Origin of the sequence: Streptomyces sp. NPDC005566, assembly GCF_040605575.1 — a bacterium.
Lineage (GTDB): Bacteria > Actinomycetota > Actinomycetes > Streptomycetales > Streptomycetaceae > Streptomyces.
In genome coordinates this window covers 80,089-98,831 of record NZ_JBEXDB010000011.1, presented here as the reverse complement: position 1 = coordinate 98,831, position 18,743 = coordinate 80,089, and the positions used below count along the sequence as shown (strand labels likewise).

Below are 18,743 nucleotides of genomic sequence, written 5' to 3'. Positions count from 1 at the left end.
GATATTGCTTGCCCCGGCCGCAATGTGCAAGAAATCTGCCCGATATCGGGCAGCGTCACACGGGAATACGTCGGCGGTCGGGTCAGAGGCGCCTCAGAACCGCCTGTTTTGCGGTGCTGAACTCGTCATCGGTGAGGATCCCCGCCTGATGCAGCTCGCCGAGCTCGCGCAGTCTGCGCAGGAGCACGTCGTGATCGTCGGCGGGCGGGACGGCGGCCTTCGCGAGGTCCGCCGCGGGCAGTTCCGGCGCCGCCCTGGGGCGGGGCAGCCGCGTCAGGACGGCCGCGGCGACCAGGACGGCGGAGTACTCCTTCCTGGACAGGCCCCACAGCTCCAGCGAGTACGGGTCGAACTTGGGCGGCGCCGAGGAGCTGCCCGCGCCCCTCTCGAAGCGCAGGTAGCCGTTCTCCAGACCGATCGCCGGCAGCCAGCGCACGCCCGTCACCTCCGACACCGGGAACGTGACCGAGCCGCCCGAGGTCTTCGACTCGGAGGCCTTCCAGTTCCAGGTGAGCCGCACCGTCTCCCCGTCGAAGGAGGCCGTGCCGTCACCGCCGCCGCCGGAGACCGGCAGTGAGGGGCCCGGCAGCAGGAAGCCTTCCGCGGGCGTATCGGGCACCTGCTCGATGACCAGGGCGTTGCGCACCTCGTCGACGAAGTACTCCGCGACGCCCGTGCGGTCCTTCTCCACCGCGAGCTGATAGGGGTCGGAGGCGTCCTTGAGCCTGCCGTCCGCTGCCCGCAGCACCGGGCACGCACCGGTGCGCAGGCGTAGCCGGAGCCGGCCGCCCTTCCGGTCGGGCTCGAAGGAGACTCCCGCCAGCGCCTGTACGGGGATGGCGAGTTCGCCCAGGTCCTGCCGGACCGGATGTACCTTGCTGCCCGGCACGACGCGCACCGTGTCCCCGTCGAACGTCCAGGTGCCGTCGCGCTGGATGATTTCCGCCATGCCGCCGATTCTGCCAGCAGGACGACGAGAAGTGGTCTAGTCCTTGACGGTCCGTGTGACGCGCGGTACGCATGGTGACCGTTCGGTTGCTCAGGAGATCCACAGGTGTGAACCCGTCGAAAGGGACCGGCTTGTGAGACAACACAGAACGCTTTCCCGCTTGTTCGGCTCGCTGCTGCTCGTCCTGGCAGCCGGTGTGTCCAGCGTCTCGGCGGCCCCGGCCGACACCGGCCCGGCACCGGCCGCGTCACCCCGGCCGCTCGGCGAGATCGTGCCCGCCCCCGTGTCGGTGAAGCCGGGCGGACCCGCGTACGCCCTCACGGCGGGCACGCGCATACGGGTCGACGGCCGCTCCCGCGAGGCCCGGCGCATCGGTGAGTACCTCGCGGACGTGCTGCGGCCCTCCACCGGGTACGCGCTGCCGGTCACCGAACGGGCCGGGCACGACGGCATACGGCTCGAACTCGGCTCCCGGGACACCGCCCTGGGCGCCGAGGGCTACCGCCTGAAGTCCTCCCGCGGCTCCGTCACCATCACCGCACGCGCCCCCGCAGGACTCTTCCACGGCGTCCAGACACTGCGGCAGCTGCTCCCCGCCGCCGTAGAGGAGGACAGCCCGCAGTCGGGGCCCTGGGAGATCGCGGGCGGCACGCTCACGGACTCGCCGCGCTACGCGTACCGGAGCGCGATGCTCGACGTCTCACGGCACTTCTTCTCGGTCACCGAGGTGAAGCGGTACATCGACCAGCTCGCCCTCTACAAGTTCAACAAGCTGCACCTGCACCTCTCCGACGACCAGGGCTGGCGCATAGCCATCGACTCCTGGCCCCGGCTCGCCGAGTACGGCGGCTCCACCGAGGTCGGGGGCGGCCCCGGCGGCCACTACACGAAGAGCGACTACAAGGAGATCCTCCGGTACGCGGCCTCCCGCCACCTGGAGGTCGTCCCCGAGATCGATCTGCCCGGCCACACGAACGCGGCACTCGCCTCCTACGCCGAGCTCAACTGCGACGGCGTGGCCCCGCCGCTCTACACGGGCACCTCGGTCGGTTTCAGCTCGCTGTGCGTGCCCAAGGCGGTGACGTACGACTTCGTGGACGACGTGATCCGCGAGCTGGCCGCTCTCACGCCCGGCCGGTACCTCCACATCGGCGGCGACGAGGCGCACTCCACGAGCCATGAGGACTACGTGGCGTTCATGGAGAAGGCGCAGGCCGCTGTCGGCAGGTACGGCAAGACCGTCGTCGGCTGGCACCAGCTGACCGGGGCGGTCCCGGTGAAGGGCGCGGTCGCCCAGTACTGGGGCTACGACCGGACGGGCGCGGCCGAACGGCAACAGGTGGCGGACGCCGCGAAGAACGGCACGAAGCTGGTGCTGTCCCCGGCGGACCGTACGTACCTGGACATGAAGTACACCAAGGACACGAAGCTCGGTCTGGCCTGGGCGGGCTACGTCGAGGTCCAGCGGTCCTACGACTGGAATCCGGCGGCCTATCTGGAGGGCGTCCCCGAGGAGGCCGTGCTCGGGGTGGAGGCACCGATCTGGACCGAGACCCTGACCGACAGCGCGGACATCGAGCAGATGGCGTTCCCGCGGCTTCCGGGGGTCGCCGAGCTGGGATGGTCGCCCGCGGCCACGCACGACTGGGACACCTACAAGGTGCGCCTCGCGGCGCAGGGGCCGCGGCTGTCCGCGCTGGGGATCGACTTCTACCGGTCGCCGCAGGTCCCTTGGCGCACGGAGTGAGGTGACCGCCCTGGGCTGCCGGGCGGTGACGACCGCCCGGGAGCCCAGGACACGGGGTCAGGAACTCGTGCCGCGGAAACCGACCGGCACTACGCGTCCTGGGAAGCCGCTTGTTCCCTCAGCTGTTCCTCGCTGAGTCCGCGCCGCCAGTAACCGACGAACGTCACCCGCTTGCGGTCGAACTGCCGTTCCTGCACGAGGTGGCGGCGCAGGGCCCGGACACCGGAGGACTCACCTGCGATCCATACGTACGGGGTGCCCTCGGGCAGCTCGGCGGCGCGCACGGCCTCCACGGCGGAAGGCGCACCCTCCGCCCGCACGAGCCAGCTGATACGCGCGTCGGCCGCCGTGCGGAGCGCCTGGCGGTCCTGGGCGCACGGGATCTCCAGCCAGACCCTGGCCTTCGTCCCGGCCGGCAGCCACTCCAGGGCGGCCGACGCGGCGGGCAGTGCCGTCTCGTCGGCCCAGATCAGCACCCAGTCGGTGTCCCGCGGCGGCCGGAAGCGGACCGCGGTGTTGTCCTCGACGGCCGGACCGAGCGCCTTGAGCAGCTGCCCCGGCGCGGCCGCGGCCGCCCAGCGGCAGGCGGGCCCGCCGTCCTCGTGCAGCGCGAAGTCGATGTCGACCTCGGTGGAACCGTCCTCGGCGCGGCGCTGCGCCCGCACCGTGTAGGAGCGCATCACCGCCCGTACGTCCTCGGGGAGGGCGCGCCATGCGGTGAACCACTCACCGTTCCCGTCGACGGGTACGAGGGGCTCGCTCTGGCCCGGGTGCGGCAGGAACAGCGAGAGGCTCTGGTCCCGTCCCCCGGCGGCGAAGCCGTCGAGCCCCGGGCCGCCGAAGGTGACCCGGCACATGGAAGGGCTCAGCCGGCGGGTCCGCAGGACCGTCAGGCCGAAGAACCGGAAGGGTTCGACGGGTGCGGCGGCAGTCATACGAGGGCTCCTCCCAGGAACCGGAACCGGGGCGACTACGGCGACGGCCCGGCCCGGAGCGACTCGCTCCCGGCCGGGCCGAGGGTCAGCTGACCTTCTTGGCGTTCTCGATGGCCTCGGCCAGGTCCTCGAGGATCGGTGCGCACTTGTCGTACGAGTAGATGGGCTCCGTCGTGCGCGGGACGATCTGGCCGGCCTTGACGGCGGGCAGCTGCGCCCACGTCGGCTTCGAGGTCAGGGCGTCGGGCTGCAGGGCCGAGGACCGGTTGTCCATCATGATGACGTCGGCCTCGTACTTGTCGACGTTCTCCCAGCTCAGCTCCTCGAAGAAGCCGGCAGCATTGACCTTCGGCTCGACGAACTGCACGCCGAGCTCCTGGAAGTACAGGGTGTCCGCGGACGTCTTGGCGAGCGAGACGTAGAAGAGGTCCTGGCTCGCCGAGCCGACCATGACCTTGATGTTCGGCTGGGACTTGGCGGCGGCGCGCAGCCGGGCGGCCGCCTTCTCGAAGCGTGCCTTGGCGTCGGTGGCCTTCTTGGCCTTGACGTCGGCGCCGAGGGAGGCCGCGAGGTCCTCGTGGCGCTGGATCGCCTTCGGCATGGTGGTCTGGGCGGCCCACAGCGCCGCGCTCGGCGCCAGCTTGAGGATCTTGTCCTTGGACTCGTCCGGCACGTACCAGAGGGCGTCCTTCTCCCACATGGCGGTGACGAGCAGATCCGGTGCGAGACCGGCGTACTTCTCGACGTTGAACTCGCCCCAGACGTTGCCGAGCACCTCGACCTTGCTGATGTCGAGGTCGCCTGCCTGTACGTCGGCCTTGCCGTCAGCGGTCTTCGTCGGGCCGAAGACGCCCTTGACCTCGATGCCGTAGTCGTGGAGGGCCGCGGCGACACCGACGAAGGCGACGATGTTCTTCGGGGCCGACTCCGCCTTGGCGGTCAGGCCCCGGTCGTCCTTGAAGGTCCACGGACCGGACTCGGCCGACTCCGAGCCTGCGCCGGACTCCTTGGAGTCGCTGTCGCCGCACGCGGCAAGCATGGCGCCGAGGCCGACGGCTCCGCCGGCGGCCAGCAGACCGCGACGGGAGAGGGAGGTGGGCCGGACGTTGGGCATGGGCTGTCTGCTTTCGTGCGGGTCGTGGCTGGCCGCCGACGGGTTCGAAGGTAGGTTAGCCTAACCTCAGATTTGGGCAGGTGGGGGGTCGAAAGGCCGCCCTGCCGGTGTCCGGCGGAGCGGCCTTCGATGTGGCCCGAGCGGCCCGTCCGAGTGGCCGAAAGGCCTTCGTCCGCGTCAGGCGTCCATCCCCAACTCCCGTGCGATCAGCATCCGCTGGACCTCGCTCGTGCCCTCGCCGATCTCCAGGATCTTGGAGTCGCGCCACATGCGCGCCACCGGGTACTCGTTCATGAAGCCGTAGCCGCCGTGGATCTGGGTGGCCTCGCGGGCGTTGTCCACCGCCACCGTCGACGAGTACAGCTTGGCGATCGCCGCCTCCTTCTTGAACGGCTCGCCCGCCAGCAGCCGTGAGGCCGCGTCCCGCCAGCCGATCCGGGCCATGTGCGCGCGCATCTCCATGTCCGCGATCTTGAACTGGATGGCCTGGTTGGCACCGATCGGCTTCCCGAAGGCGTGCCGCTCCCTCGCGTACTTCACCGACTCGTCCACACAGCCCTGTGCCAGGCCCGTCGACAGCGCGGAGATGGCGATCCGGCCCTCGTCCAGGATCCGCAGGAACTGCGCGTAGCCCCGGCCCTCCTCGCCCAGCAGGTTCGCCGCCGGGACGCGGACGTCGGAGAAGGACAGCTCACGGGTGTCCGAGGCGTTCCAGCCGACCTTGGAGTAGGGCGCCGCGACCGTGAAACCGGGGGTGCCGGACGGCACGATGATCGAGGAGATGCGGGGCGCGCCGTTCTCCTTGCGGCCCGTCACCGCGGTGACCGTGACCAGCTCCGTGATGTCCGTGCCGGAGTTGGTGATGAAGCACTTGGAACCGTTGATCACCCATTCGTCCGTCGCCTCGTCCAGCACGGCCGTCGTCCGGGTACCGCCGGCGTCCGACCCGCCGTCCGGCTCCGTCAGCCCGAACGCGCCGAGCGCCTCGCCCGCACAGAGCTTCGGCAGCCAGCGCTGCTTCTGCTCCTCGGTACCGAAGCGGTAGATCGGCATCGCGCCCAGCGAGACCCCGGCCTCCAGGGTGATCGCCACGGAGGAGTCGACCCGGGCCAGCTCCTCCAGGGCGATCCCGAGGGCGAGATAGTCCCCGCCCATGCCGCCGTACTCCTCCGGGAACGGCAGACCGAACAGGCCCATCCGCCCCATCTCCCGCACGATCTCGTACGGGAACTCATGGCGCTCGTAGAAGTCGCCGATCTTCGGCGCGATGACGTCGTGGGCGAACTCCTCGACGGTACGGCGCAGTTCCTCGTGCTCGGCGGTCAGCCGGTGGTCCAGGGACATGAACGTCACTCCTTGTGCGACGGCGCTTGTGACGCCGAGAGCGCTTTGACGGTGCGGGACGGGCTGGGGCGGCCCAGCTGTTCGGCCATCCACACGCTCGTGGCGGTGAGTGCGCCGAGATCGACCCCGGTTTCGATACCGAGGCCGTCGAGCATCCACACGAGATCCTCGGTGGCGAGATTCCCGGTCGCGCTCTTCGCGTACGGGCAGCCGCCGAGGCCGCCCGCGGAGGCGTCCACCGTCGTCACCCCCTGCTGGAGCGCGGCCAGGGTGTTGGAGAGCGCCTGGCCGTACGTGTCGTGGAAGTGCACCCCGATCGTGTCGGTGGGCACCCCCGCCCCGTTCAGCGCGGACAGCAGGGCGACCACCTGGCCCGGGGTGGCGACGCCGATGGTGTCGCCGAGGGAGAGCTCGTCGCAGCCGAGGTCCATCAGTGCCTTCGCGACACGGACGACCTGGGCGAGGGGCACGGCACCCTCCCACGGATCGCCGAAGCACATCGACAGATAGCCCCGGACATGGACCTCCTCCGCCTTCGCCCGGGCCACGACCGGCTCGAACATGGCGAGCGACTCGTCCACGGTGCGGTTGAGATTGCGGGCGGCGAACGTCTCCGTGGCCGACCCGAAGACCGCGATCCTCCGCGCCCCGAGGGCCAGCGCCCGGTCCAGACCGCGTTCGTTCGGTACGAGGACGGGCAGCGCCACGTCCCCGACATCCGCGACGTCCCCGAGCAGCGGGAACAACTGCTCGGCGTCGGCGAGCTGGGGCACCCACTTCGGGTGGACGAAGCTGGTCGCCTCGATCGTGGACAGCCCGGCGACGGCGAGCCGGCGGATGAACTCCGCCTTCACCTCCGTCGGCACCACGGCCTTCTCGTTCTGCAGCCCGTCGCGGGCCCCGACCTCATGGATGCGGACCCGGCCCGGCAGCCCCGGAGCGGGCACGGTCATGGGCAGATCGGCGTCGGTCACGATTCCTCCCTCGGGGCCACCACGGCCAGGATCTGGTCCATCGCAACCGTGGCACCGGCGGTGACGTCCAGCTCGGTGACCGTCCCCGCGTGCGGGGCGGAGATGACGTGCTCCATCTTCATCGCCTCGACCACGAGCAGACTCTGCCCGGCCGCGACCTCGTCCCCGACGGCCACCTTCACCACCGTCACCGTCCCCGGCATGGGCGCCGCGAGCGTGTCGGCCCCTGACCTCGCGGCGCCGCTGAGGGACGCCTCCACCGGGTCGTGGTCCTGGACGTGCCAGGTGTCCCCGTCCCGGCCGAGCCAGACCCCGTCCGCGGACGCGGCCAGGCTGAACGCATGGGTGAGGCCGTCGAGTTCGACGGTGACGCGCCGCGCGGTCACCTCGACGAGTCGGGACACCTGCGAACCGGGCAGCGAGGGCACCGGCCCGCACGCGTCGGCCCGCTCGTCCCGGTCCCCTGCGTGGCCGAACGCCAGCTCGGCCGTGCCCCCCGCGGCCGTGCGCAGGCTCACCCGCACCGGATCATGGCCCGGTACGCGGAAGTGGTGGAAGGTCGCGGCGGGCGTGCCACCGAGGCGCCAGCCGTCGGTCGCCGAGAACGGGTCGACCCAGCCGGAGGTCCTGGCGGACGGCGCCTGCCGCAGCAGTGCCGCCGCCGCGTACACCTCCTCGGGCACCCCCGTCGGCACGAGGCCGTCCGCCTCGCGCTCCACGAGTCCGGTGTCCAGATCGCCCGCGACCACCGACGGATGGGCCAGCAGCCGCCGCAGGAACCCGGCGTTCGTCGGGACGCCCAGCACCACCGTGTCCGCCAGCGCCGCCCGCAGTCGGCGCAGCGCCGTCGCCCGGTCCGGCCCGTACGCGATGACCTTCGACAGCATCGGGTCGTACGTGCTGCCGACGGGCACGCCCTCGCTGAGACCCGAGTCCGTGCGCACCCCGCCGCCCTGCGGCTCGTCCAGGGCGAGCACGGTCCCACCGGACGGCAGGAAGCCGCGCGCCGGGTCCTCCGCGCAGACCCGGGCCTCGATCGCATGCCCGGTGAGCGTGATGTCGGCCTGGGTGTGCGGGAGCCGCTCGCCGGCCGCGACCCGCAGCTGCCACTCCACCAGGTCGAGGCCGGTGATCAGCTCGGTGACCGGGTGCTCGACCTGGAGGCGGGTGTTCATCTCCATGAAGTAGTACGAGGCGGGGTCGCTGCCCGGGACGATGAACTCCACCGTGCCCGCGCCCACATACCCGCAGGACCGTGCCGCCTGGACGGCGGCCTCACCCATCGCCGCCCGGGTCTTCTCGTCGAGCAGGACCGAGGGCGCCTCCTCGATGATCTTCTGGTGGCGCCGCTGGAGCGAGCACTCGCGCTCGCCCAGATGCACCACGTTGCCGTGGCCGTCGGCGAGGACCTGGATCTCGATGTGGCGCGGCCGGTCGATCCACCGCTCCACCAGCAGGGTGTCGTCGCCGAAGGAGGCGCGCGCCTCGCGCCGGGCCGCCGCGATCTCGTCCGCGAGCAGCGCCTCGTCGCGCACCAGCCGCATGCCCTTGCCGCCACCGCCCGCGGACGGCTTCAGAAGCACGGGCATGCCGATCTCCCGGGCGGAACCGGCCAGTTGCCCGTCGGTGAGCTCGCTCCCCGTGGAGCCGGGCACGACCGGAACCCCGGCCGCCGCGACGGTCTCCTTGGCGCGGATCTTGTCGCCCATCAGCGAGATCGCCGAGGCCGGCGGGCCGATGAAGGCGAGCCCCGCGTCCGCGCAGGCCCGGGCGAAGCCCGCGTTCTCGGCGAGGAAGCCGTACCCCGGGTGGACGGCCTCGGCGCCCGTGCGCCGGGCGGCGTCCAGGAGCCGCTCCACGGACAGATAACTCATCGCGGCGGGCGCGGGCCCGATCCGGACCGCAGTATCGGCCTCCCGGACATGCCGGGCGTCCGCGTCCGCGTCGCTGAAGACGGCGACCGACCGTACGCCGAGCTCGCGCAGGGTCCGGATGACCCGGACCGCGATCTCGCCACGGTTGGCGACCAGAACAGTGCTGAACATGGAAGTCCTCACATCACATCCGGAAGACGCCGAAGCCCGGGCCGCCCGGATCCTTCTGGGGCAGCGGGGCATTGGCACAGGCCGTCAGAGCGAGCCCCAGCACCTGCCGGGTCTCCATCGGGTCGATCACACCGTCGTCCCAGAGCCGGGCGGTGGCGTAGTAGGCGCTGCCCTGCTGCTCGTACTGCGCGCGGACCGGATCCTTGAAGGCCTCCTCGTCCTCGGCGGGCCATTGTTCGCCGCGCCCCTCGATCTGGTCCCGCTTGACCGTGGCCAGTACGGAGGCGGCCTGCTCGCCGCCCATGACGGAGATCTTGGCGTTGGGCCACATCCACAGGAAGCGCGGCGAATAGGCGCGGCCGCACATGGAGTAGTTGCCCGCGCCGTACGAACCGCCGACGACGACGGTCAACTTCGGGACCCGGGTGGACGCCACGGCCGTCACCATCTTGGCGCCGTGCTTGGCGATGCCACCCGCCTCGTAGTCCCGGCCGACCATGAACCCGGAGATGTTCTGCAGGAACACCAGCGGGATGCCGCGCTGGTCGCACAGCTCGATGAAGTGCGCGCCCTTCTGGGCGGACTCCGAGAAGAGGATCCCGTTGTTCGCGATGATGCCGACCGGGTGGCCGTGGATCCGGGCGAAGCCCGTGATCAGCGTCTGGCCGTACTCGGCCTTGAACTCGGCGAAGCGCGAGCCGTCCACCACCCGGGCGATTACCTCGCGTACGTCGTACGGCGTGCGCGAGTCGACGGGCACCGCCCCGTACAGCCCGGCGGGATCGACCTCGGGCTCGTCGGCGGGCTCCACGGACCAGGGGAGCTCCCCGCGCGCGGGGAGCGTCGCGACGATGTTCCGCACGATCCGCAGCGCGTGCGCGTCGTCCTCGGCGAGGTGGTCGGTGACCCCGGAGGTACGGGAGTGGACCTCGCCGCCGCCGAGGTCCTCGGCCGTGACGACCTCGCCCGTGGCGGCCTTCACCAGCGGCGGGCCGCCCAGGAAGATCGTGCCCTGGTTCCGGACGATGACCGCCTCGTCGCTCATCGCCGGGACGTACGCCCCGCCCGCCGTGCAGGAGCCGAGCACCGCCGCGATCTGCGGGATGCCGGCCCCGGACATCCGGGCCTGGTTGAAGAAGATGCGCCCGAAGTGGTCCCGGTCGGGGAACACCTCGTCCTGCATCGGGAGGAACGCGCCGCCTGAGTCCACCAGGTACAGGCAGGGCAGCCGGTTCTCCAGGGCGACCTCCTGGGCACGGAGGTGCTTCTTCACCGTCATCGGGTAGTACGTGCCGCCCTTGACGGTCGCGTCATTGGCGACGATCACGCACTCACGGCCGCTGACCCGTCCGATTCCGGAGATCACCCCGGCCGCCGGGGCGGCGCCCCCGTACAGCCCCTCGGCCGCCAGAGGTGCCAGCTCCAGGAACGGCGAACCCGGATCGAGCAGGGTGTCCACCCGCTCCCGGGGCAGCAGCTTGCCGCGCGCCACATGCCGGGCGCGGGCCTTCTCACCCCCGCCGAGCCGTGCCGTGGTGAGCCGCGTGCGCAGCTCATCGGCGAGCGCGTGATGCGCCGCCTCATTGGCCTGCCAGGCCTCCGAGGCGGGATCGGCCGCGCTCGCCAGGACCGGTGCCTGCTGCATCGTGTCGAGCCCCCTTGCCCGTACCGCTGAAGTTAATAAGCGTTAACGCATTACGCTCAGGTTAACGAGCGCTAACGCGCCTGTCTAGAATGAATCTCCATGAGCACCAATGCCGCCGACCGCACCGCTGCCCGTGCCGTCTCCCGTGTCGCGGCTCCCACCCGCCGCGAGCAGATCCTCAGGGAGGCCGCCCGCCTCTTCGCCGAGCGTGGCTTCCACGGCGTCGGCGTCGACGAGATAGGGGCGGCGGTCGGCATCAGCGGCCCCGGCCTCTACCGCCACTTCCCCGGCAAGGACGCGATGCTCGCCGAGCTGCTGGTCGGCATCAGTGAGCGCCTGCTCGCCGGCGGCAGGCTCCGCGTCACCGAGGACGCCGCCTCGTCGGGCAGCTCGCCCCGGGATCTCCTGGACGCCCTCATCGAGGGGCACATCGACTTCGCCCTGGACGACCGCCCCCTGATCACCCTCCACGACCGCGAGCTGGACCGGCTGCGCGACACGGACCGCAAGCGGGTGCGCCAGCTCCAGCGGCAGTACGTGGAGGTGTGGGTCGAGGTCGTCCGCGCCCTCTACCCGGCCCTCGCGGAGGACGAGGCCCGCGTCACCGTGCACGCGGTGTTCGGCCTGCTGAACTCCACCCCCCACCTCGCCCGCCCCGAGGCGCTCCCGGGCCGCGAGGCCACGGCCGCCCTGCTGCACCGGCTGGCGCGCGGGGCGTTCGAGGCTGCGGCCGAAGCGTCCTGAGCGCACGGACGGTCAGGCGCCGCTCCGGTCCGTGCCGCCCCTGATCTCGTCGAGGGATTCCTGCATGGCGGCCCGCGCCCGGCCGAACCAGTCGGCCAGTACGGCGATCTCGTCCGGCCCGTAGTCGGCGAAGAGGGAGCCCAGGCGGTCGTAGAACGGGCCGTACACCGCGAAGATGCGCGCCTGCGCCGATTCGTCCATCACCACGTGCACCCGGCGCCGGTCGCCCGGGTCGGGCAGGCGCCGGGCGTATCCGGCCTTCTCCAGCCGGTTGAGTACGCCGGTCACCCCGCCGGTGGTCAGCCGTGCCCGCTCGGCGAGGTCGCCGGCGGTCAGCGGTGCCCCGGCGAGGGCGCCCTCCATCACGAGACCGAGACAGGTCAGGTCGGTGGTGTTGAGGCCGAGCCGCCCGGCGATGTCGTGCTGCCCGAACTGTGCGAGCGCGATCATCCGGTCCATCGCCTGCAGCGCCTGGTCGGCCGTCGCCTCCGGGCGCTTCTTGCCGTCCACGGAGATTCCCCTTAGTGTCTAAGTAGCTTAGCTCGTAAGCTATTGGTGCCGGGTGGGTTGCCGGTCGCTGAACTATCACACCCTGAGGAGCGGACGTGAGCGCACACGGTGACCACGACCTGGGTCACACCGTGGCCGGCTGGACGGGTACCGCCATCGGTGTCCTGGGGAGCGCGGTACTGGGAGCGGGCGTCATCGCCACGTCCGCCGCGATCCTGTGGCTCGGCGCGGCCGTCGTCGCGACGGCGGCGCTGACCTGCTGGGCACTCCATCTCGCGGGATGGGGCAAAGCCGCGGGACCGCGCCCGGCGGGCGCCCAGGACTGGCGGTCCCGGGACCCCGCCGCCCGCCACGGCCACCCCGGCTGCCTCGGCTGCCGGATGGCAGGCCGCGGTCGGATCCGTGCCGCCGCGGCCGCGATGCCGACACCCGCGTCCCGGCCCGCCGAGGTGTGAGCCGCGGAACGGGCCGCGCCCGTGCCCCGCAACGAGCCGCGCCCGGTGCCCCGGGATTCCGCGGAACAAGACGCCCGGCACACAGCGCGTTCCTGACGGCACAATGGGTTCATGCCGATACCCAGCCGCGCCGCCCTCGTCGAGCACCTCGTCCGTACGCGTATCGCGGGCGACGTAGCCACCCCCCGGGACAACAACCTCTCCCACTACCGCAAACTCGCCAACGGAGACCGCCACTACTGGCTGGGGCTCGAGCTCGGCGACCGGTGGCGCGACGAGCAGGACGTGCTGGCCGTGATGGCCGAGCGATGCGGGGTCAGCGACGACCCGGAGCACAGGCAGGGCCAGGACACCATCGACCCGGAGCTCACCGTCGACGCCCTGGACCGGATGGCGGCCCGGCTGCGGAAGGCGGCGGCGGGCGGGGAGCGGGTGCTGTTCGCGACCGGGCACCCGGGCGGGCTCCTGGATGTGCACCGGCAGACCGCCGCGGCCCTGCGGGCCGCCGGCTGCGAGATCGTGAGGATCCCCGGCGGGCTCATGGCGGACGAGGGCATGGTCTTCCAGTTCGCGGACGTGGCCGTGCTGGAACGCGGTGCGACCCTGTGGCACACGCACTCCCCGGCGCCGATGGCCGCGATCCTTGACGGGCTGGAGCGCGAGGGCAGGCCGCAGCCGGACCTGGTGGTGGCCGACCACGGATGGGCCGGGTGCGCGGGACAGCGAGGGCTCGACTCCGTCGGGTACGCGGACTCCAACGACCCGGCGCTGTTCCTGGGCGAGGCCGAGGGCACCCTCCAGGTCACCGTGCCGCTGGACGACCACGTCACCGACCCGCGGTTCTACGACCCGATGACGGACTACCTGCTGGACGCGGCCGGACTGCTCGGGCCCGTCGACCTGGCGTAGCGGGCCGCGAGATCCCGCAGGTGCTCGACCAGCTCGGGCGGCTCCGCCACCGTGAAGTCGTGGCCGAGCATGCCCAGATGGACGGCGAGCGTGTCCAGCGAGTCGGCCCCGGTGTCCAGGACGCAGGTCTCCGCGTCGACGGCCTCCACCGAACCCACCGCGGGATTGATCTGCTCGATCACCGTGGCGGCGGGTGCGTGCACCGTCACCCGGGCGCGGTGGCGCCAGGCCGCGGCGGACGCCTTGCCCGCGACATAGGCCGCCGCATTGCCGTCGGGGTCCTCGCGCGGAGCGAAGCGCGGGCCGGACGGGGTGCGCGGGGTTATCCGGTCCGCGCGGAAGGTGCGCCAGTCGTCCCGGTCGACGTCCCAGGCGACCAGGTACCAGCGGCGGCCCCAGTTGACGACACGCTGGGGTTCGACCAGCCGGCGCGTCGACGCCCCCGCGTGGTCGCGGTAGTCCAGGCGCAGACGCTCGTGGTCGCGGCAGGCGGCCGTCAGCGTCATGAGGACGTCCGTGTCGACGGCCGGTGCGGGCCGGTCGGCGGGCACCGGCACGGTGTACTGCTGCAGCGCCCGCACCCGGCGGCGCAGCCGGGGCGGCAGCACCTGCTCCAGCTTGGCGAGCGCCTGGAGCGAGGTCTCCTCCATGCCGGCCATCGAACTCCCGGCGACATTGCGCACCGCGATGGTGACCGCGACCGCCTCGTCGTCCTCCAGCAGCAGCGGTGGCATCGCGCTGCCCGCCGCCAGCCGGTAACCCCCGGTCGATCCGCGGGTGGCGTCCACCGGGTAGCCGAGCGTGCGCAGCCGCTCGATGTCGTTGCGCACCGTCCGGCCGCTCACGCCGAGCCGTTCGGCGAGTTCGGTGCCGGGCCACTCGCGAGGTGACTGGAGCAGGGACAGGAGCCGCAGCAGACGGGCGGAGGTTTCCAACATGCCCCCACTGTGAGGCCCCAATAGGAACGAATTCTTCCTATTGGAATCCTAGAATTCTGCTCATGGAGAACAGCACCAGCAGCACCAGCTCGAACGCCCACGCCGACGCCGTCCGTCCCTTCCGGGTCGAGATCCCGCAGGCCGAGATCGACGACCTCCACGACCGCCTCTCCCGCACCCGCTGGAACACCGGGGTGCCCGGCGTCGAGGGCTGGTCGCGCGGCGTACCCGCCGACTACCTGAAGGGGCTCGCCGAGTACTGGGCGCACGGATTCGACTGGCACAAGGCCGAGGCCCGGCTGAACGAGTTCCCGCAGTACCTCACCGAGATCGACGGCCAGGACATCCACTTCGCGCACGTCCGCTCGGACAGGGCCGACGCCACCCCGCTGCTGCTGATCCACGACTGGCCGGGATCGTTCGTCCAGTTCACCGACGTCATCGAGCCGCTGTCGCGCGACTTCCACGTCGTCGTCACGTCCACGCCCGGCGTCGGCTTCTCCGGGCCGCTCTCCTCGCCCGGCTGGAACACCGGCCGGATCGCCGCCGCGTTCACGACCCTCATGGCCCGCCTCGGCTACGAGCGGTACGGCGTGCAGGGCAACGGCGGCGGTGCCTGGATCGCCGGCGAGATGGGCCGGATCGCCCCCGGCCACGTCGTCGGTATCCATGTGAACGGCCTGGTCACCTTCCCGTCGGACGACCCCGCGGACTTCGCCGGCCTCACCGAGGGCGAGCAGACCCGGCTGGAGCGGCTGCAGCGGTTCCGCGACGACAAGATGGGCTTCAACGCCATCCAGTCGACCCGGCCCGAGACGGTGGCCTACGGACTGCACGACTCGCCGGTCGGCCAGCTCGCCTGGATCGTGGAGAAGTTCAAGGAGTGGACCGACACCGCGAAGGAACTCCCCGAGGACGCGGTGGACCGGGACAGGCTGCTGACCAACGTCAGCCTGTACTGGTACACCGGAACGGCGGGTTCCTCGGCCCACCTGTACTACGAGACGGCCCACGACCCGGGCGCCTGGGCGCCCAAGGAGCGCGGTACGGTCCCGACCGCGGTCGTCGTCGCGCTGCCCTCGGACGTCGCCATCCGCCGGTACGCCGAGCGTGACCACAACGTGGTGCGCTGGACCGAGTTCGAACGCGGCGGCAACTTCCTCTCCCTGGAACAGCCCGAGCTGCTGGTCGAGGACGTGCGGGAGTTCTTCGCGGGCCTCGAGGACCTCTAGGGGCCAACCTCCGGATCGCGCCGGGCCCGGCGCCGCTGACCGAGGCCCGGGGTCGGATCCAGATAGACCCGGCGGACCGACGGATACCGCTCCCGCAGCTGCTCTTCCGCCTCCTCGCAGGCCCATTCGACCTGCTCGGCACTGGCCACGTCCCGGAAGTCGACCTTCGCCGCGATCAGCACCTCGTCCGGGCCCTGGATGAGCGTGGTCAGCTCCAGCACGTCGATGATGTGCGGGACGGAGAGCAGTTCCTCCCGCACCCCCGCCCGCATCGCCGCGGACACCGGACGGCCGATCAGCAGCTGGGCGTTGGACCGGCAGAGCACCCAGGCCACGTACACGAGGAGGACGCCGATCAGCACGGACGCGATGCCGTCCCACATCCCCGATCCGGAGAGCTGGCCGCCGAGCAGACCACCGGCGGCCAGCAGAAGACCGATCAGTGCGGCGGAGTCCTCCATCACGACGGCCTTGACCGCGGTGTCGGGGGTGCGGCGCAGATAGCGGGGCGCGGGGACATCGAGGCCGGCCGCCTCGCTCCGTACCTGCCGGACTCCCGTACGCAGCGAGTAGCCCTCCAGCAGGAAGGCGACGCCGAGCACGAGGTAGGACACGAGCGGGTCGCCGAGGTCCTCACCCTGGACCAGGGTGTGGATGCCGTCGTAGAGGGAGAAGACCGCGCCGCCGACGAACGTGGCGACGGAGGCGAGCATCGCCCAGATGTACCGCTCGGGGCCGTAGCCCAGCGGGTGTTCCTCGTCGGCGGGCTTCCGGCTGCGCTTCAGCGCGGTGAGGAGCATGACCTCGGTGACGGTGTCGGCGACCGAGTGCGCGGCCTCCGAGAGCATCGCGCTCGAACCGCTGATCAGGCCCGCCACCAGCTTCGCCGCGGCGATACCGAGATTGGCCGCAGCCGCGACGACGACGGTGGACGTGGACTCCCCACCATGGTTCTTCTCGTCACTCATGGTGGGGAGTATGTCCGTTTACGGGTCTTCAGTCCCGCGGGACGCGGACCACGCCCTCCTGGATGACCGTGATGGCGAGCTGTCCGTCCGCCGTGTAGATCCGGGCCTGGCCGAGACCGCGCCCGCCGGAGGCGGACGGCGACTCCTGGTCGTACAGCAGCCATTCGTCGGCGCGGAAGGGCCGGTGGAACCACATCGCGTGGTCCAGGCTGGCCCCCACCACGTCACCGACCGCCCAGCCGCCGCGCCCGTGGGCGAGCAGCACCGAGTCGAGCAGCGTCATGTCGGAGACGTACGTGGCCATGCAGACGTGCAGCAGCGGGTCGTCCGCCAGCTTGCCGTGCGTCCGGAACCACACCTGGGACCGCGGTTCGCGCGGCTCGCCCGCCGTGGCGAACGGAGGGGCGTCCACGTACCGCAGGTCGACCGCCGCCCGCGCCTCGAGCAGCCGGTCCACCATCAGCGGATCGGCGAAGCGGTCCGCGTACCGGGGCAGCATCTGCGCGGCGGTGGGCAGGGTCTCCGGGTCCGGGGCGGGCGGCATGGGCGCTTGGTGGTCCATGCCCTCCTCGTGCGCCTGGAAGGAGGCCGAGAGGTGGAAGATCGGCTTGCCGTGCTGCACCGCGACGACCCGGCGGGTCGCGAAGGACCGCCCGTCACGGATGCGGTCCACGGTGTAGACGATCGGTGCGCCCGGATCCCCGGGGCGCAGGAAGTACGCGTGCAGGGAGTGGGCCGACCTGTCCGCCGGGACCGTACGGCCCGCGGCGACCAGCGCCTGCGCCGCGACCTGGCCGCCGAAGACCCGGGGCACGACCGCGCTGCGGCTCGTGCCCCGGAAGATGTCCTGCTCGATCTGCTCCAGGTCGAGCAGATCGAGCAGGGATTCAAGTGCTGCGCTCATGGAGAAGAACGTAGCCGCTCTTACAGGCCCATGGACTTGGCGATGATCGACTTCATGACCTCGCTGGTGCCGCCGTAGATGCGGTTGACCCGGTTGTCCGCGTACAGGCGGGCGATCGGGTACTCGTTCATGAAGCCGTAGCCGCCGTGCAGCTGGAGGCAGCGGTCGATCACGCGGTGTGCGACCTCGGTGCAGAACAGCTTCGCGGAGGCGGCCTCGGCGGCGGACAGCTCGCCGGCGTCGAGGGCCTCCAGTGCGCGGTCGGCGACGGCCTGGGCGGCGTCCACCTCGGCCTGGCAGGCGGCCAGCTCGAACTTGGTGTTCTGGAACGAGGCGACGGTCTTGCCGAAGACCGTGCGGTCCTGCACGTACTCCGTGGCGAACCGGACAGCGGCAGCGGCCTGCGCGTAGGCGCCGAAGGCAATGCCCCAGCGCTCGGACGCCAGGTTGGTGCCGAGGTAGCCGAAGCCCTTGTTCTCCTCGCCGAGCAGGTCCTCGACGGGCACCTTGACGTCGACGAAGGCGAGCTCGGCGGTGTCGGAGACCTTCAGGCCGAGCTTGTCCAGCTTGCGGCCGACGGAGTAGCCCGCCGACTTGGTGTCCACGGCGAACAGGGAGATGCCGAAGCGGCGGTCGTCCTCGCGGGGCGCGGACGTGCGTGCGCACACGATCACGCGGTCGGCATGCACGCCACCGGTGATGAAGGTCTTGGAGCCGTTGAGGACGTAGTGCGTGCCGTCCTCGGAGAGCTTGGCAGTGGTCTTCATGCCCGCGACGTCGGAACCGGTGCCCGGCTCGGTCATCGCGAGGGCCCACATCTCCTCGCCGGTGGCGAACTTCGGCAGCCAGCGCTTCTTCTGCTCGTCGCTGGCGAGCATCTTGATGTACGGCAGGCCGAGCAGGGTGTGCACACCTGAGCCGCCGAAGGAGACACCGGCGCGGGCGGTCTCCTCGTAGATCACGGCCTCGTACTTGTGCGAGTCGATGCCGGCGCCGCCGTACTCCTCGTCCACCTCGATGCCGAAGACACCCAGCTCGCCGAGCTTGAGGTAGAACTCGCGCGGCGCCTGACCCGCGGCGAACCACTCGTCGTAGACGGGGACGACCTCGGCTGCGATGAAGGCGCGGATGGTCTCCCGGAACGCCTCGTGGTCCTCGTTGTAAACCGTACGGCGCACGGGATGCCTCCTGGTGTCAGCTGCAGCTTCGATGCGGGGTGGCTAAGCGCTTGCTCAGTTCTGGTCAAAGTTACCCGGCGGTCACAGCGGCTGTCCAGGGTGATGCTCAGCACGCCCGCACCTCCTGAGGCACCCGTAGCGGAGAGTGCTGA

The 18,743-nt window shown here is 71.3% G+C and carries 17 protein-coding genes; 5 read left to right on the top strand and 12 right to left on the bottom strand.

What is annotated here, in order from left to right:
- Positions 1 to 82: 82 nt before the first annotated feature.
- Positions 83 to 949 (bottom strand): DUF4429 domain-containing protein, encoded by an 867-nt coding sequence (locus ABZS61_RS19065; RefSeq protein WP_356422081.1) that lies wholly within the window; start codon positions 947 to 949, stop codon positions 83 to 85.
- A gap of 133 nt (positions 950 to 1,082) precedes the next feature.
- Between ABZS61_RS19065 and ABZS61_RS19060 the strand changes: the two genes are divergently transcribed.
- Positions 1,083 to 2,696, top strand: a complete 1,614-nt coding sequence (locus tag ABZS61_RS19060) for a beta-N-acetylhexosaminidase (RefSeq protein WP_356422078.1) — start codon at positions 1,083 to 1,085, stop codon at positions 2,694 to 2,696.
- 89 nt (positions 2,697 to 2,785) lie between these two features.
- On the opposite strand, the gene ABZS61_RS19055 is transcribed toward ABZS61_RS19060, so the two are convergent.
- From ABZS61_RS19055 to ABZS61_RS19030, 6 genes are all read right to left on the bottom strand, one after another.
- Positions 2,786 to 3,631, bottom strand: a complete 846-nt coding sequence (locus ABZS61_RS19055) for a siderophore-interacting protein (protein WP_356422075.1) — start codon at positions 3,629 to 3,631, stop codon at positions 2,786 to 2,788.
- Positions 3,632 to 3,716: 85 nt separating this feature from the next.
- The gene (locus tag ABZS61_RS19050; protein WP_356422072.1) at positions 3,717 to 4,745 is read right to left on the bottom strand and encodes an ABC transporter substrate-binding protein; all 1,029 of its coding nucleotides are present in this window, start codon (positions 4,743 to 4,745) and stop codon (positions 3,717 to 3,719) included.
- 177 nt (positions 4,746 to 4,922) lie between these two features.
- Positions 4,923 to 6,089: an acyl-CoA dehydrogenase family protein gene (locus ABZS61_RS19045; RefSeq protein WP_356422069.1), complete on the bottom strand. Its 1,167-nt coding sequence runs from the start codon at positions 6,087 to 6,089 to the stop codon at positions 4,923 to 4,925.
- A gap of 5 nt (positions 6,090 to 6,094) precedes the next feature.
- Positions 6,095 to 7,042 (bottom strand): hydroxymethylglutaryl-CoA lyase, encoded by a 948-nt coding sequence (locus ABZS61_RS19040; RefSeq protein ID WP_356422505.1) that lies wholly within the window; start codon positions 7,040 to 7,042, stop codon positions 6,095 to 6,097.
- 17 nt (positions 7,043 to 7,059) lie between these two features.
- Positions 7,060 to 9,108, bottom strand: a complete 2,049-nt coding sequence (locus ABZS61_RS19035; protein WP_356422066.1) for a biotin carboxylase N-terminal domain-containing protein — start codon at positions 9,106 to 9,108, stop codon at positions 7,060 to 7,062.
- A gap of 13 nt (positions 9,109 to 9,121) precedes the next feature.
- The gene (locus tag ABZS61_RS19030) at positions 9,122 to 10,753 is read right to left on the bottom strand and encodes a carboxyl transferase domain-containing protein (RefSeq protein ID WP_356422063.1); all 1,632 of its coding nucleotides are present in this window, start codon (positions 10,751 to 10,753) and stop codon (positions 9,122 to 9,124) included.
- A 99-nt stretch (positions 10,754 to 10,852) separates the two neighbouring features.
- Here ABZS61_RS19030 and ABZS61_RS19025 point away from each other — a divergent pair, with 99 nt between their 5' ends.
- Positions 10,853 to 11,497, top strand: a complete 645-nt coding sequence (locus ABZS61_RS19025; protein WP_356422060.1) for a TetR/AcrR family transcriptional regulator — start codon at positions 10,853 to 10,855, stop codon at positions 11,495 to 11,497.
- 12 nt (positions 11,498 to 11,509) lie between these two features.
- Here ABZS61_RS19025 and ABZS61_RS19020 read toward each other — a convergent pair whose 3' ends face one another.
- A complete protein-coding gene (locus ABZS61_RS19020) occupies positions 11,510 to 12,007 on the bottom strand; it encodes a MarR family transcriptional regulator (protein WP_356422057.1) in 498 nt (165 codons plus the stop codon).
- A gap of 95 nt (positions 12,008 to 12,102) precedes the next feature.
- Here ABZS61_RS19020 and ABZS61_RS19015 point away from each other — a divergent pair, with 95 nt between their 5' ends.
- Positions 12,103 to 12,462 carry an HGxxPAAW family protein gene (locus ABZS61_RS19015; protein WP_356422054.1) on the top strand — a complete coding sequence of 120 codons (360 nt, stop codon included), beginning with the start codon at positions 12,103 to 12,105 and terminating at the stop codon, positions 12,460 to 12,462.
- A gap of 111 nt (positions 12,463 to 12,573) precedes the next feature.
- The gene (locus ABZS61_RS19010; protein WP_356422051.1) at positions 12,574 to 13,371 is read left to right on the top strand and encodes a phosphatase; all 798 of its coding nucleotides are present in this window, start codon (positions 12,574 to 12,576) and stop codon (positions 13,369 to 13,371) included.
- On the opposite strand, the gene ABZS61_RS19005 is transcribed toward ABZS61_RS19010, so the two are convergent.
- The gene (locus tag ABZS61_RS19005) at positions 13,323 to 14,309 is read right to left on the bottom strand and encodes a YafY family protein (protein WP_356422048.1); all 987 of its coding nucleotides are present in this window, start codon (positions 14,307 to 14,309) and stop codon (positions 13,323 to 13,325) included. The genes ABZS61_RS19010 and ABZS61_RS19005 overlap by 49 nt on opposite strands.
- 62 nt (positions 14,310 to 14,371) lie before the next feature.
- On the opposite strand from ABZS61_RS19005, the gene ABZS61_RS19000 reads away from it, so the two are divergent.
- The gene (locus ABZS61_RS19000) at positions 14,372 to 15,541 is read left to right on the top strand and encodes an epoxide hydrolase family protein (protein ID WP_356422045.1); all 1,170 of its coding nucleotides are present in this window, start codon (positions 14,372 to 14,374) and stop codon (positions 15,539 to 15,541) included.
- On the opposite strand, the gene ABZS61_RS18995 is transcribed toward ABZS61_RS19000, so the two are convergent.
- The 3 genes from ABZS61_RS18995 to ABZS61_RS18985 are packed head-to-tail and all read right to left on the bottom strand — an operon-like array spanning position 15,538 to position 18,591.
- Positions 15,538 to 16,509 carry a cation diffusion facilitator family transporter gene (locus tag ABZS61_RS18995; protein WP_356422042.1) on the bottom strand — a complete coding sequence of 324 codons (972 nt, stop codon included), beginning with the start codon at positions 16,507 to 16,509 and terminating at the stop codon, positions 15,538 to 15,540. The genes ABZS61_RS19000 and ABZS61_RS18995 overlap by 4 nt on opposite strands.
- Positions 16,510 to 16,537: 28 nt before the next feature.
- On the bottom strand, positions 16,538 to 17,413 hold the full coding sequence (locus tag ABZS61_RS18990; protein WP_356422039.1) for an acyl-CoA thioesterase II: 876 nt from the start codon (positions 17,411 to 17,413) through the stop codon (positions 16,538 to 16,540).
- A 20-nt stretch (positions 17,414 to 17,433) separates the two neighbouring features.
- Positions 17,434 to 18,591 carry an acyl-CoA dehydrogenase family protein gene (locus ABZS61_RS18985; protein ID WP_356422036.1) on the bottom strand — a complete coding sequence of 386 codons (1,158 nt, stop codon included), beginning with the start codon at positions 18,589 to 18,591 and terminating at the stop codon, positions 17,434 to 17,436.
- Positions 18,592 to 18,743: the final 152 nt, after the last annotated feature.